This is a genomic window from Pseudomonas matsuisoli, from assembly GCF_014647635.1.
In the GTDB taxonomy this organism is placed as follows: Bacteria; Pseudomonadota; Gammaproteobacteria; order Pseudomonadales; family Pseudomonadaceae; genus Pseudomonas_P; species Pseudomonas_P matsuisoli.
Window position 1 is genome coordinate 77,826 of the sequence record NZ_BMPO01000001.1, and the last position, 21,220, is coordinate 99,045.

The 21,220-nt window shown below is 59.1% G+C and carries 17 protein-coding genes; 11 read left to right on the forward strand and 6 right to left on the reverse strand.

What is annotated here, in order from left to right; genetic code table 11:
• Positions 1 to 134: 134 nt before the first annotated feature.
• The 7 genes from IEY47_RS00340 (at position 135) to IEY47_RS00370 (ending at position 8,295) form a co-directional block, all read left to right on the forward strand.
• The gene (locus IEY47_RS00340; RefSeq protein ID WP_188981162.1) at positions 135 to 2,705 is read left to right on the forward strand and encodes an intermembrane phospholipid transport YdbH family protein; all 2,571 of its coding nucleotides are present in this window, start codon (positions 135 to 137) and stop codon (positions 2,703 to 2,705) included.
• The gene (locus tag IEY47_RS00345; protein WP_188981163.1) at positions 2,705 to 2,893 is read left to right on the forward strand and encodes a YnbE family lipoprotein; all 189 of its coding nucleotides are present in this window, start codon (positions 2,705 to 2,707) and stop codon (positions 2,891 to 2,893) included. Before IEY47_RS00340 ends, IEY47_RS00345 begins: the two co-directional genes overlap by 1 nt.
• A gap of 11 nt (positions 2,894 to 2,904) precedes the next feature.
• The gene (locus IEY47_RS00350; RefSeq protein ID WP_188981164.1) at positions 2,905 to 3,246 is read left to right on the forward strand and encodes a YdbL family probable chaperone protein; all 342 of its coding nucleotides are present in this window, start codon (positions 2,905 to 2,907) and stop codon (positions 3,244 to 3,246) included.
• Between the two features lie 213 nt (positions 3,247 to 3,459).
• The gene (gene hemN / locus IEY47_RS00355; protein ID WP_188981165.1) at positions 3,460 to 4,836 is read left to right on the forward strand and encodes an oxygen-independent coproporphyrinogen III oxidase; all 1,377 of its coding nucleotides are present in this window, start codon (positions 3,460 to 3,462) and stop codon (positions 4,834 to 4,836) included.
• 78 nt (positions 4,837 to 4,914) lie between these two features.
• Complete coding sequence (fnr, locus tag IEY47_RS00360) at positions 4,915 to 5,646, forward strand: fumarate/nitrate reduction transcriptional regulator Fnr (protein WP_188981166.1); 732 nt, start codon at positions 4,915 to 4,917, stop codon at positions 5,644 to 5,646.
• A 214-nt stretch (positions 5,647 to 5,860) separates the two neighbouring features.
• Positions 5,861 to 6,943 (forward strand): HPP family protein, encoded by a 1,083-nt coding sequence (locus IEY47_RS00365; protein ID WP_188981167.1) that lies wholly within the window; start codon positions 5,861 to 5,863, stop codon positions 6,941 to 6,943.
• Positions 6,944 to 7,056: 113 nt separating this feature from the next.
• Entirely contained in the window at positions 7,057 to 8,295 is a 1,239-nt protein-coding gene (locus IEY47_RS00370; protein ID WP_188981168.1) for a DUF2254 domain-containing protein, read from the forward strand.
• Positions 8,296 to 8,497: 202 nt separating this feature from the next.
• Here the strand turns inward: IEY47_RS00370 and oadA are convergent, their stop codons facing one another.
• Together oadA and IEY47_RS00380 are read right to left on the reverse strand one after the other, a co-directional pair.
• Entirely contained in the window at positions 8,498 to 10,306 is a 1,809-nt protein-coding gene (gene oadA, locus IEY47_RS00375; RefSeq protein ID WP_188981169.1) for a sodium-extruding oxaloacetate decarboxylase subunit alpha, read from the reverse strand.
• Between the two features lie 10 nt (positions 10,307 to 10,316).
• Positions 10,317 to 11,732 carry an acetyl-CoA carboxylase biotin carboxylase subunit gene (locus tag IEY47_RS00380; RefSeq protein WP_188981170.1) on the reverse strand — a complete coding sequence of 472 codons (1,416 nt, stop codon included), beginning with the start codon at positions 11,730 to 11,732 and terminating at the stop codon, positions 10,317 to 10,319.
• Positions 11,733 to 11,978: 246 nt separating this feature from the next.
• On the opposite strand from IEY47_RS00380, the gene IEY47_RS00385 reads away from it, so the two are divergent.
• Both IEY47_RS00385 and IEY47_RS00390 read left to right on the forward strand, forming a co-directional pair.
• Positions 11,979 to 12,965, forward strand: a complete 987-nt coding sequence (locus IEY47_RS00385; protein WP_188981171.1) for a LysR family transcriptional regulator — start codon at positions 11,979 to 11,981, stop codon at positions 12,963 to 12,965.
• A gap of 266 nt (positions 12,966 to 13,231) precedes the next feature.
• Positions 13,232 to 14,476 (forward strand): NAD(P)/FAD-dependent oxidoreductase, encoded by a 1,245-nt coding sequence (locus IEY47_RS00390; protein WP_188981172.1) that lies wholly within the window; start codon positions 13,232 to 13,234, stop codon positions 14,474 to 14,476.
• Here the strand turns inward: IEY47_RS00390 and IEY47_RS00395 are convergent, their stop codons facing one another.
• Positions 14,477 to 14,794 (reverse strand): DUF3817 domain-containing protein, encoded by a 318-nt coding sequence (locus IEY47_RS00395; RefSeq protein WP_188981173.1) that lies wholly within the window; start codon positions 14,792 to 14,794, stop codon positions 14,477 to 14,479.
• Between the two features lie 314 nt (positions 14,795 to 15,108).
• On the opposite strand from IEY47_RS00395, the gene pdxY reads away from it, so the two are divergent.
• Positions 15,109 to 15,999: a pyridoxal kinase PdxY gene (gene pdxY, locus IEY47_RS00400; protein WP_188981174.1), complete on the forward strand. Its 891-nt coding sequence runs from the start codon at positions 15,109 to 15,111 to the stop codon at positions 15,997 to 15,999.
• Positions 16,000 to 16,048: 49 nt separating this feature from the next.
• On the opposite strand, the gene dusA is transcribed toward pdxY, so the two are convergent.
• A complete protein-coding gene (gene dusA, locus IEY47_RS00405) occupies positions 16,049 to 17,050 on the reverse strand; it encodes a tRNA dihydrouridine(20/20a) synthase DusA (protein ID WP_188981175.1) in 1,002 nt (333 codons plus the stop codon).
• A 748-nt stretch (positions 17,051 to 17,798) separates the two neighbouring features.
• Here dusA and IEY47_RS00410 point away from each other — a divergent pair.
• Positions 17,799 to 18,734 carry a sigma 54-interacting transcriptional regulator gene (locus tag IEY47_RS00410; RefSeq protein WP_229779111.1) on the forward strand — a complete coding sequence of 312 codons (936 nt, stop codon included), beginning with the start codon at positions 17,799 to 17,801 and terminating at the stop codon, positions 18,732 to 18,734.
• Positions 18,735 to 18,820: 86 nt separating this feature from the next.
• Here IEY47_RS00410 and IEY47_RS00415 read toward each other — a convergent pair whose 3' ends face one another.
• Positions 18,821 to 19,222 (reverse strand): FliM/FliN family flagellar motor switch protein, encoded by a 402-nt coding sequence (locus IEY47_RS00415; protein WP_188981176.1) that lies wholly within the window; start codon positions 19,220 to 19,222, stop codon positions 18,821 to 18,823.
• Positions 19,223 to 19,372: 150 nt separating this feature from the next.
• Positions 19,373 to 20,821: an EscN/YscN/HrcN family type III secretion system ATPase gene (locus IEY47_RS00420; protein ID WP_188981177.1), complete on the reverse strand. Its 1,449-nt coding sequence runs from the start codon at positions 20,819 to 20,821 to the stop codon at positions 19,373 to 19,375.
• Positions 20,822 to 21,220: the final 399 nt, after the last annotated feature.

The following is a 21,220-nucleotide window of genomic DNA, read 5'->3' on the forward strand; positions in this document are numbered from 1 at the left end:
TTGATCTTGTAAAAAAGACATTGCAGGCTCGGCGCGTTGTCAACCCATTTTGCGCTTCGTGTGCCCCCTCTTTCAGGAACAAGGTCCGACGTGTGGTAAGAGACCGGTCCACCTCCCTTTTTCGTAGAGCGGCGATGAGCGCCGCAAGCGCGCTTGCGGCGCTTCTCGTACTTTTATTGATTGCCTATGCCATAGCCGTCGCGGGACTCAAGCGCCAAGGTATCGAACTGGCCTGGCACGGCTTGGGATGGGCAAGCGCGGGCCCCACCGTCGACTATCTGGCAATACGCCAGACGAACGCCGGAGGTGAATGGTTTATAGAACTCGAATCGCTGCGCGTAGGATGGCAAACCGCCTGGCTGCCCGACGACGTCCAAGTTGCCGACGCGCGTATTGCGTGGACGCCCTCGGCCAAAGATTCGGTACCTGATACCCCTGCAGAACTGGATATCGCGCAATTACCCCCGCTGCCCCAGTGGCTACCAGAGCACGTGAACATCCGGCATTTCACCGCAGCGCTGCCCTGTCCCATGGGCCGTTGCCAGCTGAACGGCAACATTCAAACGACCCACGACGGCGCAGGTGGACCGCTAGAAGTACACATTCAACTGGAACGTGCAGCGCATACAGCGGCGCTGGATCTTGAATTAACCAGGTCGCTCGATCGGGTGGGTGTCGTTGGCGATCTTGTATTGGATGGCGTCACTCGCGGGCGTGTAGATACGGCGTTCGAGCTCGACCCCATGCGGCAACGATGGACGGGGCTTCTCGATATTTCAGAGCTGCGGGAAGCGCCCTGGTTGTGGGAGTGGGCAAAGGAATGGCTGACGCTACCGGATGACCGTTTGCCGCCGCAGGACATGACGCTGGCCGCAAATTGGCGACTGGACCTACCGCCGGGCCCTATTGACGTCCAGCGATTGATGGCGGCGAACGGAAGCGCCGCGGTACGGCTGACCGTGCCAACACCCTGGCCCGTGCCGGGCGTTGGCAGCCTGTACGGTAGGCTCGATACCGAATGGTCCGCCGCGGATGGACTCTGGCTGCCACGAAGACTGGACGCCGATCTCCTTCTCGATGAGCCACAAGGCGATTGGCTGAAAGGCATTCCCAGCGGCATGCGCCCTTCACGCCTGGGCTTCAGTGCGCGGCCGCTTCCAACGGCGGCTGCGACCGCGCCAGGCGTGCTGCCGGTCAAAGTGGACGTCCAGGTTTACGGCCCTACCGAACTGCGCGTACAGGGCGATGCGCAGGTCGATACGGCCAATCGCAGCCTTGCACTCGACAATACCCGTCTCACTGCGAAAGCGGCCTCGATTCAATGGGGCGACGTGACCGTGCTGGGCCTGGACATGCAATTGGCGATGGACGCGAAACTCGATCCCGACCGTTTCACCGCGACACTGAATAAAGGATCGCGCGTGCAAACCCGAGAACTCGGGACAGCGGATGCTAGCGGCGGGCTGACACTGGAGCGGCTGGACCTGACCGCAACGCCCATTCACGTTGCCACCGGCTTCGATACGGGTGGCGGTCTCGGCGCGCTGACGTTCAATGGCAACGTGTCGGTGCGCACCGAACGCTTCGTGCAGTCCGCCCTCAAGCCCCAGGGCTGGCGATGGCAAGGCACGGTCCAAGGCGATTTGGACCGGCAGCGCTTGCAGGGCACGTTAACCGGCGACAGCGGGATCGGCATACAAACGGATATCACCAATCGCGCCGGCCAAGGTCAGTCCATCGTTCTGCAAGGCAATGAGCTCTTTTTCCGAGCCGGTAACCCGATACGCGAAAGCCTTGCAGCATGGCCGGAGACGCTGACCCTGGGAAATGGTCGCTTGCGGTGGAATGGGAACCTCACCCTGGCGCCCGGACGGCCCCTTACCGCGACCTTAGTCGCGGATGGCAGCGGTATCGCGGGCATCTACGATCGCTTCGAGTTCGAAGGAATGGATGTGAAAGCGACCGTAAGCATCGAGAACGATCGTTTATCCATTACGTTGCCTGCGGCCCAGGTCAGGGAGTTGAATCCAGGGCTGCCGATCGGGCCGCTCCATTTGGCGGGCGGCTATGCTGCGTCCCTGGACGCGCCTACCCAGGGCAGCTTGCACTGGCAACGTGCGCACCTGCGCTTTGCCCAAGGCCAATTCGAACTCGCGCCAGACCAATGGGACCTTGCGCGCAATACGGGCCGGACACACGTCCGCATGGTCGGCCTGGACCTTGCCGAGCTTTTACGGCTCTACCCCACCGAAGGCCTGACTGGCTCCGGTACGCTTGACGGAGAGATGCCAGTGAGATTCGCCGGCAAGGGGCCAATCATCGAGAACGGCAAGGTAACCGCCCGGTCGCTTGGCGGCGTGTTGAGCTTTCGGTCCGAGCGCATTCGTGCACTGGGCAGCACCAACCCGGGCATGAAGCTGGTGGCCGATGCCTTGCAGGACTTTCGCTATCGCGCGCTGAACAGTGGCGTCGACTATGCCGAAGACGGCACACTTCAACTGTCCCTGCGGCTTGAAGGTAGCAATCCGGCTATCGAGAAAGGACGGCAGATCAACTTCAACATCAACCTGGAAGAGGACATCCCGGCCTTGCTGACCAGTCTGCAACTCACCGATCGCGTGAGCGAAACCATTCAGCGACGTGTCCAGGAAAGCCTGCAACGACGCAACAAACCGGCCGCGCCTGCCACGGAGGTTACCCCCTGATGCCGCTACGCTTGCTTAGCCCTGTGCTTCTGACGTTATTCATCTGCGCCTGCACCCCGACCGTGCAGCTCGCCGTGCCAAACGAGCCGATCAACATCAACCTGAACGTCAAAATCGAGCACGAAATCTATATCAAGGTCGACAAGGCGTTGGACGGCATCATCAGCGAATCCAGCGGACTGTTTTAAGGAGCCTGCCCATGCGTTTGAAATTTCCCTTCATCGTTGCGCTGCTCGCCGCCATCAGCGTTCCCGCGTTCGCGCTTAACCTCAACGAGGCCATGAGCGCGCTAGGTGGCGCGAAGGAAAGCGGCCAGGTAGGCGAACAACCCAACGGTTATTTGGGCGTGGTTCAGGCCAGCCCGCGAGCCCAGGAAATCGCCGAACTCATCAATGGCGCACGCCGCGCCGAATACCAAAAAGTCGCGCAGCAAAACGGTATTCAGCTGGGTGACGTCGAAGCGATCGCCGGACAAAAAGCACTGGACCGCACGCCATCAGGGCAATACATCCAGCTCAATGGCAAGTGGGTGAAGAAGTAGGCATAGGACAGGCGACTGAAGTCGCCCCTACAGGAAGCGGGCGTGCGGAAACACTTTTGATTTTGTCGGGGTGACGGGACGGCCATCCGTGGGGCGGCCATCTGCGGGGCGGCCATCCGCTGTAGTCGCCCCTACAATTTCCTTGACTCAGGTCAATGGCCTCAGCCGAAGCCTCATTAACATGGCGGGCATCCCTGCTTCCCGGAGCCCGCCATGCTCGATGCCATCCGCTGGGACGGCGACCTGATTCGTCGTTACGACCATGCCGGCCCGCGTTACACCTCCTATCCCACTGCACTTCAGTTCCACGATGGCATTGGCGCGTTCGACCTGCTTTCAGCCCTGCGCGACAGCAAGCGCGCCGGCCGGCCTCTGTCGCTGTACGTGCACGTGCCCTTCTGCGCGAACATTTGCTACTACTGCGCCTGCAACAAGGTGATCACCAAGGACCGCTCGCGCGCCACGCATTACCTGGCACGCCTCGAGCACGAGATCGGGCTGGTGGCGTGCCATGTCGGTGCGGGCCAGAAGGTTCAGCAAGTGCATCTAGGTGGCGGTACGCCGACCTTCCTTAACCACGACGAATTGCGGCGCCTAATGCGCACGCTGCGCGAACGGTTCACCTTCGACGAAGGGGGCGATCTAGGTATCGAGCTCGATCCCCGCGAAGCCGACTGGTCGAGCATGGGCCTGCTGCGCGAGCTAGGATTCAATCGCGTGAGCCTGGGGGTACAGGACCTCGATCCAACCGTACAACGCGCCGTCAACCGTCTACAGAGCCTCGACGAAACACGAACCTTGATCGAGGCGGCCCGTACCCTGCAATTTCGCTCGGTTAACCTCGACCTCATCTACGGCTTACCCAAGCAAACACCCGAAGGCTTCGCTCGCACCGTCAGCGAAGTCATCGCCCTCCAACCCGACCGGCTGTCGCTGTTCAATTACGCGCATTTGCCGCAACGTTTTCTGCCTCAACGGCGCATCGAAGCCGCTGACCTACCGCAGCCTGCCCAAAAACTCGACATGCTCCGGCGCAGCATTGAACAGCTGACCGAGGCCGGTTACCGCTATATCGGCATGGATCACTTTGCGCTGCCAGACGACGAGCTCGCGATTGCCCAGGAAGATGGCCGGCTGCACCGTAATTTCCAGGGCTACACGACGCATGGGCATTGCGACTTGATCGGCCTCGGCGTCTCGGCTATCAGTCAGGTCGGCGAACTCTACTGTCAGAACGATACGGACTTGAACCGCTACCAGAGCAACCTCGATAGCGGCCTGCTACCTACCGTACGCGGTGTTCGCACCGGTGCTGACGACCGTGTTCGCCGTGCCGTGATCATGGAATTGATGTGCGCCTTCGGGCTGTCGTTCAGCGACATCGAGCAGCGCTTCGGCATCAACACTCGGACGTACTTCGCCGACGCATGGCCTGGCCTGCAGCAGATGGCCCGCGATGGGCTGCTAACGTTGAACGACGACGGTATCGACATCCTGCCAAGCGGGCGCTTGCTCGTCCGCTCAATCTGCATGCTGTTCGACCGCTACCTCAACGAGGCACGCCACAGCGGGTACTCGCGTGTCATCTAGGCAGCCAAAGACCACACTGACAGAGTGCTTATGTCTGCGTTAATCTCTGTGACTTCGATCACGAATGGAACCCCGAGCATGTCCGACTCCCCTCCCCGGACTTCCCACCAAGCTCACTGCAAGGATTGCAGTCTGGCCTCGCTATGCCTGCCCCTGTCGCTGGAGCTCCACGACATGGATGCGCTGGACGACATCGTGAAGCGTGGTCGCCCCCTGAAGAAAAATGAATACCTCTTCCGACAAGGCGATGCCTTCGGTTCAGTGTTCGCGGTTCGTTCGGGCTCCCTAAGAACGTTCAGTGTCACGGATAACGGCGAGGAACAAATCACCGGTTTCCACCTGCCGAGCGAGCTGGTGGGCTTGTCCGGGATGGATGACGAGCGTTACCCCGTCGCGGCGCAGGCGATGGAAACCACCTCCGTGTGCGAAATCCCGTTCGAGCGCCTCGACGAACTGGCGCTGCAACTGCCGCAATTACGCCGCCAGCTGATGCGGGTCATGAGCCGTGAGATACGCGATGACCAGCAAATGATGCTGTTGTTGTCGAAGAAAACCGCGGATGAACGCATCGCGACCTTCCTCGTCAACCTGTCGGCACGCTTCCATGCGCGCGGGTTCTCCGCCAATCAATTCCGCCTTTCGATGTCCCGCAACGAAATCGGCAACTACCTTGGGTTGGCGGTAGAGACCGTTTCCCGGGTGTTCACCCGCTTTCAACAAACAGGGCTGATCGAAGCAGAGGGCAAGGAAGTGCACATCCTCGATCCTATCGAGCTGTGCGCCCTTGCAGGTGGAGCGGTGCGCGGTTGAATTCGGCGTTTGCGACGCGCCTCTTAGGGTGAAATCTCACAGGGCTTCCCCCCAAAATGATCGCTTTGGCCTAACAGGCGTTTAGCGATGGATCACACCGCGACACGGCTCACCACTCTCTAAGCCAGATCATCGCTGCGATTCATAATTAGCAACATTTTGGTGCATTTGGTACGTTACACGCCCCATTCGTGTGCCACTCACCAACGCAACCATGTTCATTTCCTGGCTGAAACGCTTCAGTCCCCGCCCGCAAACGACGCCTCTTCCCGAGCAGCTGCTGAGCTGCCTAGGCGCCTTCATCGGCCTCGCCATCACGGCGTGGATTTGCCGCACCACATTGGGTCATTCCAGCAGCCCATGGCTCATCGCACCGATGGGCGCTTCGGCGGTGCTCTTGTTTGCCGTGCCGTCCAGCCCGTTGGCCCAACCTTGGTCGATCGTTGCGGGCAACATGCTTTCTGCCCTTGTCGGCGTCGCCTGCGCACACGTCATACCGCTGCCCTGGCTGGCTGCTGCTACGGCCAGTTCACTTGCGATAGCGGCCATGTTTGCCGGCCGATGCGTTCATCCCCCTGGCGGTGCTGTCGCGATGACCGCCGTCCTGGGCGGTGAGCCCATCGCACACCTGGGCTACGCCTTCGCGTTGATACCGGTGGGCCTGAGTTGCGTTTCCATCGTATTGATCGCTCTAACTTTCAACAGGTTGCTCAAGCGCAATTACCCCTCACCCGTCCTCGATGGGTCGGCGAGAACGACCTCGGATATCCGTCCAGAAGAACGCGTTGGCATCCGTTCCGAGGACGTACGCGCCGCTCTGGTGGACCGCCATCTGCAGCTGAACATCAGCGAAAAGGATCTGGAAGGGCTGTTGTTCGAGACTGAAAAGAAGGTATATCGCAGGCGTTTCGGGGGTATGCGCTGCGAAGACATCATGTCCCGCGATGTCATAACACTGGATGTTGGCGCGTCTGCCGGCGCGGCCTTGAGCCTGATGGCAACGCATGGCCTGGACAGCCTTCCCGTGGTGGAAAACGGCGCGTTCAAGGGTGTACTGGCCGCATCACGACTCTATGAGCTCGCAGGGAAACCGGACATGCCGCTAGATGAATATCTGCATTCCGTGGCGCCGGTGTATCCCGATCGATTCATCGAAGACCTCATGACGCCACTTGCAGAGGCGCACGGCCATCGGCTACCGGTCGTGGACGCCGACGGTCAATTGATCGGAATGGTCAGCCAAACCGATCTCGTCGCCGCGCTGTTCAGAACGTCGCTGGAACGCCCATCCGCATAAGGGTGAATACGCGGTATTCGAATGGCCAGCCATTTTGACGTCGCGCAGGCCCACAACCGAAACTCTTCTGTCACCCCCAAGGTCGATTGCAGGTCGTATCTGGAGCGGTATGGATGTTCAGACTCAAGGTTTGGTTGGCGCGCCTGCGCAAGCAGTTATGGTTTCGCCCTACGCTCTGGAGCCTGTTGGCAACCGCGGCCGCCCTGCTTGGCACCTTGGCCAACAGCTACCTTCCTGAATCCAGCGTTCCCAGTATCGAGCGCGACACACTGCAGAACCTGCTCACCATCATCGCGTCGAGCATGCTGACGGTAACCACGTTTTCCTTATCGATCTTGGTGGGCGCCTTTTCCTCCGCCTCTAGCTCAGCAACGCCGCGTGCGACCCGGCTGATGGTCGAGGACGACAGTGCGCAATCGGCCATTGCCAGCTTCATCGCCGCGTTCATCTATTCGATCATTTCCCTATTGGCACTGGGCATCGGCTACTACGGACCCTCAGGGCGTTTCGTCCTGCTGATCGGAACAGTTCTCGTGACGGCGTGGGTCATCGTCGCCCTACTGCGCTGGCTGCAAACCCTGGCATCGCTTGGTCGAATGGGCGATACCATCACCCGTGTCGAACGGGTCGCTGCACGTTCGTTGGAAAGTCACCGACGCCAGCCTTACCTGAACGCAGAATGTGGCCCCCGCGAGGTACACGGTTGGCCGGTACACGCCTCTTCCAGTGGCTATCTCGCCTTCATTGATGTGAACTCATTGCAGTCGCTCGCACAGCGTCTGGACCTGAAGTGCCATGTGCGGGTGCGCCCCGGAGGCTGGATCGATCCAAGCGTTCCCATCGCCATCCTCGACCGGGAATGCAGCGATACGACGGAACGTGACCGTATCCTCGATGCATTCCATATCGCCACTGAGCGCTCCTTCGAGCAGGACCCTCGCTTCGGACTGCTAGTCCTGAGTGAAATTGGCCAGCGCGGGCTCTCTTCCGCCGTCAACGACAGTGGCACGCCCATCGCGGTGCTTTCATCGCTGACCCGGGTATTCATCGATGCCGCACGTATTGAACGGTCACCTGCCGAATGCACACGCGTCACTGTCGTGCCACTCGATGAGCAAGATCTCATGGAAGATGCTTTCGGGGCGCTGGAGCGTGATGGCGCCGCGTCGCTCGAATTGAACGTACGGCTTCAGAAAATGCTCCATGCCATCGCCCGCAATGGCAGCGAGCCGACATCGAAGGCAGCCCAGGGCTTGGCTCAGCGTGCCTGTCGACGCGCAACAGCCCGACTGCCATCCGAAGACAGCGAGCGGTTGACGCAGGTTTACGTCGATACGTGGGGAACCGAGTAAACCGTTCGGTGGGTGACGCCTGCGGCTAACCCACCCTACGGTGGCGTGCCACGTTCGCCGATTGACGTGAAAACCGTAGGGTGGATAACGGCGCAGCCTTATCCGCCGTAACCTCAATGCAACGCCACCAGAAACGCAGGGTGAAGTCCCGCAGGGCTTCCACCGGGGTCTACACCTGTCTTGCGTCGGCTCCAGGCATCCGTCAGCCCTCGATCTCCACCAGGACTTCACCGGGATTGACCCGATCACCCTTGGCCACATGCACGGCTTTGACGGTGCCGGCAATGGGCGCCTGGATTTCAGTTTCCATCTTCATTGCCTCAGTGATGAGCACGGCCTGCCCCGCTTTCACGGTATCGCCCTCCTTCACCAGCACATCGACGATATTGCCCGGCATGCTGGTGCTGACGTCGCCAGGGCCGCCCGCCGATTTGCGTTTGCTGCCCGAGCCGTCGCCGACGTACTCGTTCAAGGACTCGAACACGACTTCTTCGGGCATGCCGTCAATGGTCAGGTAGATCTGCCGCTTGCCCTCGCCACGCACGCCAACCCCGGTGATGTCGACCCGGTAACTTTCACCATGCACATCGATGACGAACTCGGTGGGCACGCCTTCTGCCGACGCTGCTGGAGCACCCGCTTCAGGGATCGGCAGCAACACCTCCGGCTCGAGCGTTCCCGCCGCCCGCTGCTCCAGGAACTTGCGCCCGATATCAGGAAACATGGCGAAGGTCATAACGTCTTCTTCGGATTTCGCCAATTCACCGATATCGGCGCGCAGACGATGCAGTTCCGGTTTCAACAAGTCCGCCGGGCGCACCTCGATGACGTCTTCGTTGCCGATGGCGCGCTTGCGCAGGAGTTCGCAGATCTCACCTGGCGCCTTGCCGTAGCGGCCTTGCAGGTAGAGCTTCACCTCGTTGGTGATGGTCTTGTAACGCTCGCCCGCTAACACGTTGAACACGGCTTGGGTGCCGACGATTTGCGAGGTTGGCGTTACCAGAGGGGGGTAGCCCAGGTCCTTGCGGACTTTCGGAATCTCGTCGAACACCTCATTGATACGGTTGAGCGCGCCCTGCTCCTTCAGCTGATTCGCGAGGTTGGAGATCATGCCACCCGGCACCTGATTCACCTGCACACGCGTATCCACCCCGGTAAATTCGCTTTCGAACTGGTGGTACTTCTTGCGCACCGCATGGAAGTACATGCCGATGTCCTGAATCAGCTCGAGATCCAGCCCCGTGTCGTACTCGGTCCCGCGCAATGCGGCCACCATCGACTCGGTCCCCGGATGGCTCGTGCCCCAAGCCATGCTGGAGATCGCTGTGTCGATGTGGTCGGCGCCGTTTTCCACCGCCTTGAGTTGGCACATGCTCGCTACACCGGCAGTGTCATGGGAATGGATGAACACTGGGAGCGTCAGCGCCTGCTTCAGCGCTTTGACCAAGTCACCGGTAGCGAACGGCGTGAGCAAACCGGCCATGTCCTTGATGGCGATGGAGTCGACGCCTAGCTCCGCCATCCGTTTGGCCTGTGCGACGAAAGCCTCGACGGTGTGTACCGGGCTGGTCGTGTAGCAGATCGTGCCCTGTGCATGTTTGCCGGTCTTTTTCACGGCGGCGATGGCCGTTTCCAGGTTACGCACGTCATTCATCGCGTCGAAGATGCGGAACACATCGATACCGTTTTCTGCGGCACGCTCGACGAAGGCCTCGACGACATCGTCGCTGTAATGGCGGTAGCCCAGGAGATTCTGGCCGCGCAGCAGCATTTGCAGCCGTGTGTTCGGCAAGGCTTCACGTAACGCTCGCAGACGCTCCCAAGGGTCTTCCTTGAGGAAGCGCACGCAGGCGTCGAAGGTGGCTCCGCCCCAGACTTCCAGCGACCAGTAGCCGACTTTATCGAGCTTGTCGCAGATGGGCAGCATGTCTTCCAGGCGCATGCGGGTGGCCAGCAACGACTGATGGGCGTCGCGCAGGATGGTGTCGGTTACGTGGATTTTCTTGCTCATTGTTCGTTCCTCACAGACCGGAGTGCGCGGCGATTGCAGCGGCGATGGCGATGGCCAGATGCGATGGGTTGCGCTTGATCGAGTAGTTCAGCAGTTCGAGGTGGCTTTCCACGAAACTGGTATTGAAGCGACCGCTCCGGAATTCCTGATTGCGTAGGATCTCTTGGTAGTACGGCGAGGTGGTACGTACCCCTTGCACACGCATGTCGTCCAAGGCCCGCAGGCCACGATCCAATGCCTCTTCCCAAGTCAGCGCCCAGACCACGAGCTTCAAACACATCGAGTCGTAGTACGGCGGGATGGTGTAGCCGGTATAGATCGCCGTATCGGTTCGCACGCCAGGGCCACCGGGTGCGTAGTAACGCGTGATCTTGCCGAACGAGGGCAGGAAGTTGTTCTTTGGATCTTCGGCATTGATTCGAAACTGCAACGCGAAGCCCCGGTGCTGCACGTCGTCCTGCTGGATTGACAGGGGCAGTCCCGACGCAATGCGGATCTGCTCCCGCACGACATCGATACCGGTAATCTCTTCAGTAATGGTGTGCTCTACCTGCACCCGCGTGTTCATCTCCATGAAATACACCTCGCCTTCCGCGAGGAGGAACTCCACGGTACCTGCATTCTCATAGCCCACGGCCTGCGCAGCGCGTACGGCGAGGTCGCCGATGTAGGCACGCTGTTCGGGGGTAAGCTGCGGGCTCGGTGCGATCTCGATGAGCTTCTGGTTGCGGCGCTGGATCGAGCAGTCCCGCTCGAACAGGTGCACGGTATTGCCGTGGCTGTCGGCCAGGATCTGCGCTTCGATGTGCTTGGGGTTAACGATGCACTTTTCGAGAAACACCTCGGCCGACCCAAACGCTTTGGTCGCTTCGGAAATTACGCGTGGGTAGGCCTGGGCCAACTCGTCACGCGAGTTGCAGCGCCGGATCCCACGGCCACCACCGCCCGACGTCGCCTTGAGCATCACGGGGTAGCCGATGCGGTCGCCTTCGCGCAGTGCCTCATCGACATCAGCTACGTTGCCATCGGTGCCCGGCGTGCACGGTATGCCAGCCGCCATCATGCTCCGACGCGCTTCGGTCTTGTCCCCCATACGGCGAATGACCTCAGCGCTCGGCCCAATGAACTTAATGCCACGTCCGGCGCAGATCTCGGCCAGCTCCGCGTTCTCGGACAGAAAGCCATAGCCGGGATGCAATGCATCACAGCCGGTTTCGACCGCCAAGTTCACCAGCTTGCGTGGATTGAGGTACCCCGCCAGAGGGTCTTCACCGATGTTATGCGCCTCGTCCGCCCGCTTGACGTGCAACGCCATGCGATCGGCTTCCGAATAGATCGCGACCGAACGAATACCCATCTCGGCACACGCTCGTACGATTCGGACGGCGATCTCGCCACGGTTGGCGATCAGTATCTTCTTGATCACGGTGCATCACCCTCGATCAGCCAATTGTTTTTATTTAAGGCCAGAAGCGACCCCATTGCCTCCAGTCCGGCGCTCGTTCGTCGTGATCGAACGACCCTAGCGGGCGACGTACAGCGCGCCGCGCATTCATGTAGTCAACGCTGGAGAACACTACCCGGCATCAGCAATTAACTAAAATAAATATTTATTGGGCCTTGCATAAGCAATCACTTATGTTCATTCGCTTTAGCCTTAGGAGACAAAGCCATGCGTAAAGCGCTCCTGCGTATGACACTGCGCCAACTTCAGGTCTTTCGCGCTGTGTGCGACAGCCTGTCCTACAGTCGCGCCGCCGAAGAGATGTCACTGACGCAACCGGCCGTAAGCCTGCAGATCCGCCAACTCGAAGAGCTGATAGGACAGCCGTTGTTCGAATACACGGGGAAGAAACTTTACCTAACCGACGCTGCCGAGGCGCTGCAGCGAGCCAGCCAGGACATCTTCGGACGCCTGGAAAACCTCGACATGCAGCTGTCAGATTTGCGGGGTTCACTACAAGGCCAATTGAGCTTGGCGATCGAGTCCAGCGCTCAATATTTCGTACCGCATCTGTTCGCGGCGTTTCGCAGGACGCACCCCGATATCCATTTACGCCTCACGGTGGTGAACCATGGCCAAGCCGTACGACGCTTGGGTGGCGACCGCGATGACCTGCTGATCATTTCGCAAATACCGAACGACGTTCCGCTGGATTTCCTGCCCTTTCTCGAAAACCCAATCATCGCAGTCGCGCCCCCCAACCATCCGCTATGCAAGATGGCGCATATCCACCTTGCAGACCTTACGCGCTGGCCGTTGCTCGTGCGCGAGCAAGGCTCGGGAACACGTCGCGCTTGTGAGGAGTACTGCCATCAAAAGCGTGCGCATTTCCCTCATACGTTGGAACTCGGATCTTCCGAAGCTCAACGCGAGGGCGTGATGGCCGGGCTCGGGCTGGCGTTGTTGCCTCGCCATTCCGTGCGCCGAGAGCTGGATAGCGGCTTGCTTGTGGAACTGCCTGTCGCCGAGCTGCCACTCATGCGCAGCTGGTGCGTCGCGCATCCCAGAGGCAAGTACCTGTCCCCTGTCGCGCAAGCGTTTTTTGCCTACATTCGGGCTCAACGCAGCGCCATCGTCCGCATGGCCGACCGATTTACAACGGGACCGGAAGCAGTTGATGATCGACCAGCGCCTGCAAGCCCTGTCGTGCAGTAAAGCCAGTCGACCGTGCGTGACCGGTATGAGTTTGGGCCTCGCTGGAACACTTGGTCCATTTCCACGGTCCGCCACTAAAGCGGTGCTATCGGCGCCACAGCACCAGGTGCAGCTGCTGGGTGGGTGTTGCAGAAACGGCCGATTGAAACCCTCCGTTTTCTTACCAAGGCTATTTCAACCACTGCCGCTATGGCGCATCAAGACGTGAACAGCCGTCGCGCCGTTGACTACACTCGTACAGACGGAAAGGACAATTTGGGCCACGCATGAAATATGAAGTGATCGTGCTCGGGGCGGGAATGATCGGCGTCAGCACCGCGCTGCAACTCATCAAGCGAGGCCATGCCGTCACCCTTGTCGATCGCCGGCCTCCGGGGCTGGAAACGTCTTACGGCAACGCCGGCATCATCCAGCGGGAAGCCGTCGAGCCGTACCCGTTTCCGCGGGATTTCTCGCTGCTGTTCAAGGTGATGCGTAAGGGCGGGATTGATGTGAACTACCATTTGGATGCCCTGCCCCGCATCGCCCCGAAACTATTGCGCTACTGGTGGTATTCGTCACCCCCGCGGTACCGCGAAATCGCCTTGGCCTGGAGCCGCCTGATCGAACACTCGATCAGCGAGCACGCGCCGCTGATCGAAGAAGCCGGGGCGAATGACCTGATCCGCAAAGATGGATGGCGCGTGGGCTTTAGAACCCCGCTAGCCTTCGAGCTCGCGCAACGGGAAGCAGAGCGAGAAAGCCTCGAGTACGGGATCAAACATACGGTTTTGGATAGCAGCGCGCTGGCTGCGGCCGAACCCGGGCTCGTACGCGCGATGGCCGGTGCGATTCATTGGGTCGAGCCTTGGACGGTTCGCAGCCCTGGTACGCTGGTGGAACGTTACGCTGCGTTATTTCAACGCCTTGGTGGGCGTTTTCTGCAAGGTGATGCGGACTCCCTGCAGCAGGTCGGCGCGGGCTGGAGCGTCAAAACCGACGACGGTGACGTATTGGCCGAGCACGCCGTCATTGCCTTGGGGCCGTGGTCTTCACAGATTACCGATAGGCTCGACTACCAGCTGCCCCTGTTCGTCAAGCGCGGCTACCACCGCCACTACCGCGCGGCGAAGACGCTGACCATGCCACTGCTGGATGCCGAAAACGGCGTCATGCTCGCGCCGATGAATGCAGGATTGCGGCTAACCACAGGGGCTGAATTCGCCGCACTCGGCGCACCGGCAACGCCGCTGCAGCTAAGAAAAGCCGAACGCGCCGTGGGCGAACTCATCGACTTGGGCGAGCCCGTCGAACAGAAACCCTGGCTGGGTGCGCGCCCATGCGTCGTGGACATGAAGCCCGTGATTGGCGCGGCGCCCCGCCATCGCGGCCTATGGTTCCACTTCGGGCACGCGCATCAGGGGTTTACGCTGGGCCCTGCCAGCGGGCGCTTGCTCGCTGAGATGATCAACGGCGAATCGCCGTACATTGACCCTACTCCGTATTCCCCGACGCGCTTCATCCGCTCGTGATCAGGCGTGCTCCATGCGGCGCAACGCCCGTAGCGAAAGAATGAAACCGAAGGGGATGAACGCGCAAAGGAAGAATCCGATCCAGCGGCTGGCAGGCCACTGTCCGCGGCTGCCCGCGAGGAACAGCTGCGAAAGATAGAAAAGGAATGCAAGGCCGTGCACCGGCCCGACTGCGGACACCACTTCGGCATGGCCAGACAGGTGCTTCAAAGGCACGGCGATGAATAGCAAGGTCAACAGGGTCAGCCCTTCCAGCCAAGCGGCAAGACGCAGACGGCCGTAAGCGGAAGTATGTTGCGGAGATGGATTGGCAGGCATCGATTTCGTCCACCGAAACGGGTCGGCTCAGGTAAAGCGTCAGGGCGCGGCAGGCCACGGAAGCATAGTGCGCCAGCGGGGGAAGCAAGCGCCGACAGCATACGTTCGTGGCGAAGGCCGGTAAACGCCGAAGCAATGGGAAAACATCATCCTGTAGGAGCCCACCTGTGGGCGATCAGCTTTTAAATCTAATTGCCCAGAAGCTGATCGCCCACAAGTGGGCTCCTACAAAAAAGCGGTCCAACGCCGCTCGACGCCATCTGCCCTACCCCCTACGATAATGGCCAACACGCACCGAATAAGGCCCATCCGTGATGAGTACTCCGGCAGAAACGCCCTTGGTTCTCTCCATCCAATCTCACGTCGCGTTCGGCCATGTCGGCAATGCCGCAGCGGTGTTGCCGCTGCAATTGCTGGGCATCCAGCCGGTCACAGTGAACACCGTACAGTTCTCGAACCACACGGGGTACGGCGAGTTCAAGGGACAGGTCTTCCCACCCGAACATATCAATGATGTTCTCGATGGCCTTCGCGCGCGCGGCGTGCTGTCGCGTTGTTCGGCTGTACTGTCGGGCTACCTTGGTGATGCGGCCATTGGTGAGGTCATTCTTGGCGTCGTGCAGGAAATTCGCCGGCAACGCGCTGACCTACTCTATCTCTGCGATCCGGTCATGGGCGACGTCGGCCGTGGCGTATTCGTACGTCCTGGCATTCCAGAATTCCTCCGTCGCCGGGCATTAGGCGAAGCCAGCCTCATCACGCCCAATCATTACGAGTTCGAGTTGCTTCACGGCGCCCCAGTCACGACAACCGAAGATGCCGTAAGCGCCGCACATGAGCTGCTGGGTAATGCGCTGCACCCGGGTCCGCGCACTATCGTCATCACCAGCCTGCGCACCAACGACCTACCGGACGACAAGCTGAGCACGCTCGTAGTAACCGCGACGGATGCCTGGATCGTTCAGACGCCCTACATCGAGTTGCAACCTTTGCCTAACGGCATGGGCGACGTCTTTTCGGCCATCCTGATTGGGCAACTGGTCAGCGGAATGGACATCGCGACGGCCACTGCGCATGCCGTAAGTGCCTTGTATGCGCTCGTTTCACGCACGCAGGCAGGTAATCGCGATCTCCCGCTGATTGCGGCAAGGGAAGAAATCGTCCGGCCGACTCGATCATTCGTGGCGACGAAAATAGAAAGATGAGCAGGGACGCACGCCGTCATGTACGGCGTAAAGCGTCATCGCATCGCGCTCACCGGCCCTGCAGTATCTCGACCGCTTGATCGAACACGACCAGCGGATCTGCCGCCTTGTGGATGTCCACCGATAGCACCTGCCTAAATCGTCGTGCGCCTGCAAAACCCTGCGCCAGACCCAGGATATGGCGCGTTACGTGATGCGCGGCGCCGCCCTCTTCCAGGTGTCGCTCGATGTAGGGCCGGAGCGCCATCAGGACGTCCGTCCGCGTCGGTTTCGCGCGCGCCGATCCGAACAGTGTCGAATCGACGTCAGCCAGCAAATAGGGATTCTGATAGGCCTCGCGCCCGAGCATGACGCCAGCGAAGGTTCGAAGGTGCCCTTCGCAATCCGCCAGCGTCTTGATGCCGCCATTGAGGATGAATTCCAGAGCTGGAAAATCCGCGACCAATTGCGCGGCGACGTCGTAGCGCAGCGGCGGGATCTCGCGGTTTTCCTTCGGGGAGAGACCGGCGAGAATCGCGATACGGGCATGAACCGTAAAGCTGTCGCAACCTGCTTCGCTGACCTGCCCGATAAAATCTTGCAACTGCGCGTAACTGTCACGCCCGTCGATACCGATCCGATGCTTGACGGTGACCGGAATCGAAACAGCGTCCCGCATTGCCTTTACGCAGTCGGCTACCAGCGCTGGGTGGCCCATGAGGCAGGCGCCGATCAAATTGTTCTGTACTCGATCGCTCGGGCAACCAACGTTGAGGTTGACCTCGTCGTAGCCCCAGGCCTGGGCTAGACGCGCACATTGTGCAAGCGCATCGGGATCACTACCGCCCACCTGCAGCGCCAACGGGTGCTCGACATCTTCATAACGAAGGAAGCGAGCCGTGTCGCCATGCAGCAGCGCTCCGGTGGTTACCATCTCGGTATAGAGCAAGGTATGGCGCGAAAGCAGTCTCATGAAGAAACGGCAGTGCCTATCGGTCCAATCCATCATGGGGGCAACGGAAAAACGCCTCGAAAAGGCGCTAATGGATTCACGGTTTTGAAGTTGAGACATGATCGGTTTGATTAGACATACAGTTCAGCGAGCGCGAAGGGTACACGAACGCTCCTCTCGCTGCAGGCCTACATATCGGGTAAACAGACTTTGGCGTTGCTATTCATCGCCATTGCCAAATGATATTCGCAGGCAAAAACAAACTTAAATTCTGACCGATCGTTCAAACAAATGGCATGCATAATCGCTAGTGCGCGGTGTTGTAAGGGTATTGGATACTCCCAGTGCGGTTAAACTTTCCATCGCCTAGCTGAAATTTCAATCCGAACAAGACTGTTTTAATACACACTTTCAAGAGGGACATGTGTTTAGCCGTAGTTAAAAAAAGCAGATTTTCACACGCCACATTCGCCCCGACTCAGCGCGACATTTTCTATCAATTGATAAATCATATTGATCAAAAGGCAACCAAATTTCGTGATAGGCTTCACGCTATCCGGGGGTTGTGCGACATTATCTTCTCTGCAAGCGTCACCGGACAGCTGCCAATAACGACCGTTCGAGCACTAGATACTTATGCTAGAGCACTTAGCCGTTATGTTGCAGCGACGAAATATTTAAGCCCTACTGAACTTTGAAAATCCTGCTTATCTAAAGCTGTCCATGGGCCCCACCCACTGGACTTCTAATAAAAATTATTAATATCAATATGCAGTATTGAAAAGCTGTGTTTTAAATTCTTCGCCTGGCTATCTAATTTCTATTCTCTTGCGTGATGCTGCTCTAGCTATCGATGGATTAGGCCGCTATGGAACAAATGCTTCGTTTTGCCAGACTCGGCAATTCCGCCGAAGCGGACGGACTCGATTTGGAAACTGTCGCCTCCGTAGCCGCACCGTTAAACGTAGACATACTCCTCCGAGGAGAAACGGGTACCGGTAAAGACACACTTGCCGAGATGATCCACAGCCTCTCGGGACGAAAAGGACAATTCGTGGCGATCAACTGCGCCGCCATCCCGGAAACCCTTGCTGAAAGTCAGCTGTTCGGGGTGACGACCGGGGCGTTCACTGGAGCAACCCAATCGCGCCCTGGCTATATCGAAACAGCGAACAAGGGAACCTTGTATCTCGACGAAATCGATAGCATGCCACTCAACCTGCAAGCCAAATTACTGCGTGTGTTGGAAGCACGTGGCGTGCAGCGTTTGGGGTCGACTCAGTTCATTCCTGTGGACATGAACGTCATTGCCTCCGCGCAGAACTCTTTGACCGAAATGGTCGAGCGCGGTCAATTTCGGCAGGACCTCTATTTCCGCATAAATGTCGTGAGTATCGAGCTACCGGCCTTGCGAACGCGTCGTGAGCGCATTGCGCCGCTGTTCATAAGCTTTATTCGGCGCGAGGCGAGCGAACTTGACAGGACGACTGAATTACCGTCTCCCAAACTGCTGCAGGCGTTAGTCAGCTATTCCTGGCCGGGTAACGTGCGCGAACTTCGCTCCGCTGCCAAGCGGTACGTGCTGGGGCTCAACCCCCTGCCACATGTTGAGTCCACGCGTAGTAGCAACCGCCTGAAGCTCAAAGACAACCTCGAGCAATTCGAGAAGTTGCTGATCGAGGACTGTTTGCGTCGTCACCACCGCTGTATCAATGCGGCTGCATCCGAGCTCGCCATCTCCCGCCGTACGCTGTATCACCGAATGAAATACTTGAATATTTCCCGACGCGATGAAGAGGCTTGAGAGCTGCATCAAGTGTGTAACGCGTGTCCCTCGTCTACAGCGGCGGTATCGCCTGGCGCTGCCAGGACAAGCGCCGATTCGGACGGTTATCGCTTGACGTCCATTCGCGTGATTTGCAGACCCAGCCGGCCCTTGATGTCGACCAATTCGCCATCGGCGACCACCCGATCATCGTAGTACAGCGATGCCAGCCCTGGCGCTGGACCCTCTACATCCAACACTACGCCCGGAGCCAAGCTACGTAGCTCCGCGAGGGTAATGCGCAAGCTTCCGCACCGTACCGTCAGCGCCAACGTAATGTCGTCGAAGCGATCCAGCGCATCATCCGAGGTGTGCGCGCGCTCGCTTAACTCGGCTTTTCCACCCTGCTCGAACGACTCGTGGTATTCGTCCTGCCCTTCTCCTATGGCGGTGTCCTCCTCGAAGTTCGCGGTGCGGCGATTCCATCCATTCAAGGTCCGGTTTTCGCCAACGTTTTTGCTACCCATGATGCTCTCCTGGAATCTTACGGCCATGGAACGTTACGTCACTTCAGGCTACGGCTACGCCCGCCATCGTTGCCTCCCGTCCCTACGCACTCTTTGCACTGTGTTCGGCTTGCCTGCTGAGCCTCCGGCCCAACGCGTTGAATAACGCGTTCACGCACGCAAGGTTGGATCTAGCGGGATATTCGATCTGCATTGATCCGAATCCCGTAAGAGCGAGACATTCCTGGTTAGACGACTTACCTCGCAGGACAGGTGTGCTGTAAAGCGTTGTAAGTAATCGACGGTATTCGATAGCGACTCCGGCACCCGAAGATCCTGACGAAGAAACGTTTCGACATGCAGCCGCACGTAGAGCGCAAGGTCAGTCAGCGAATCGACACCTGGCCGGTATTCCCCCAGGCGCAGCATCGATTCGATACGCTCGTAGGACGTCAGGAGGTGGCGCAAACCATCGCTGGCGGCAACATGCGATGCATGGGTAACGCTCGTCGATGTGTGTGACAAGCTCGCCAATACATCGATGGCTGGGTAATGGCCCTGTGCAGCCAACTTGGGCGATAGCACGACGTGTCCGTCCAATTGCGACCGCAGGGCATTGTTAAAGGGATCGTGCCGTGGATCTTCAGTCGATACCGTATAAATCGCTGTGATTGCACCCTCACTCGACAGGCCAGCACGCGCGATCAGGCTCGACAGTCGATCGTACATGAACAGCCGCAGCTCGTCCTCCGCTTGGGAAGGGTCCGAGGCAAGCGCACCTTCTTCATGTGCCACAACGAAGTTACTCAATGAATCGATTAGTAGCAGCACTCGACGACCCTGTGCACGATAGCCCTCGGCCAGTGCTGTAGCTGTAAAGGCGGCGCGCGCCCGCTCGCTGCTCGACCGTTCCGCCGTCGCGCATACCAGTACCGTCCGGGATCGCTGTTCATCATCCAATTCCCGGTCGACGAACTGACAGAGCGCGCTTCGATGCTGACCAATTAATCCGAACACAATCACGTCGCATTCGACGTTGCGCGCGATCTCCGCCATCAAGGTGGTCTTGCCGCATCCAGGACCCGCAAAGAGGCCCATACGCTGCCCTTCGCCCAGAGTCAGTAGCCCATCGATGGCGCGCACACCGGTCGGTAATGCCTTATTGATCGGCGGGCGAACTATCGACAAGGGCGTTTGCTTGATTACGGATAACGCGTCGGCGATGTCTGGCTCGGCACATGCGCCTGGGCCATCGCCTGCCAGTGATAAACCATAGCCATCGAGCGTCTGCCCCAGCAACGCGTCGCTGGCCCGTATTCGATGCGGCACGCCTAGCGCCTCCACCAACGCGCCCGCCTTGACGCCCTGCACGCTACGGAATGCCGCGAGCGTTGCGGTCGTACCTTTGTCGCCGCCGATGACCTCGGCCAAAAGCGGCTCGCCAGCCAGACGGAGCACACGGCAGAGATCCCCGGGCTTAGTACCTTGGATTCGACATTGCAGGATGCCATTGTCTTCATCGACCTGCAGCACCGCCCCGCAAACTCGGAGCAGCGGTTTGGATGACTGTTCTACGCGCGGATCCTGAGGCTCATCGAACCGTATTAGCGCTTCCTTCACGGGCACCTCTTCCTCTATCGAATCAGCCAACGGAACAACACGCTCGACGTATCGCAAGTAACCCAAACTGAAGCATGTTTTTGCGATGGCACCGAGTGCCAAAGGGATGCGGCATTCCAACTTCGTCGAATGGGCTCAGCCAGATCTCCGTCGCCCGTGGGTGGCTCGACCTTACTTAACGGTTCCATTCGAAGGGCGTGCGCTTTTTCAACTCTTTAAATTGCGTGCAATTTTTTGCGTAGTACAAATGTGCTATGTGCAGCTTTTTGCGTAAATCGACACGACCTATTTTAAAAAAACGATATTTTTCAAGAACATAGGAAATAACAAGTTGTGGCACTGATCGTGCTCTCTCTACTCGGCCAGCTAATGCGTTCGGCGAACAACACGTAGACCGAA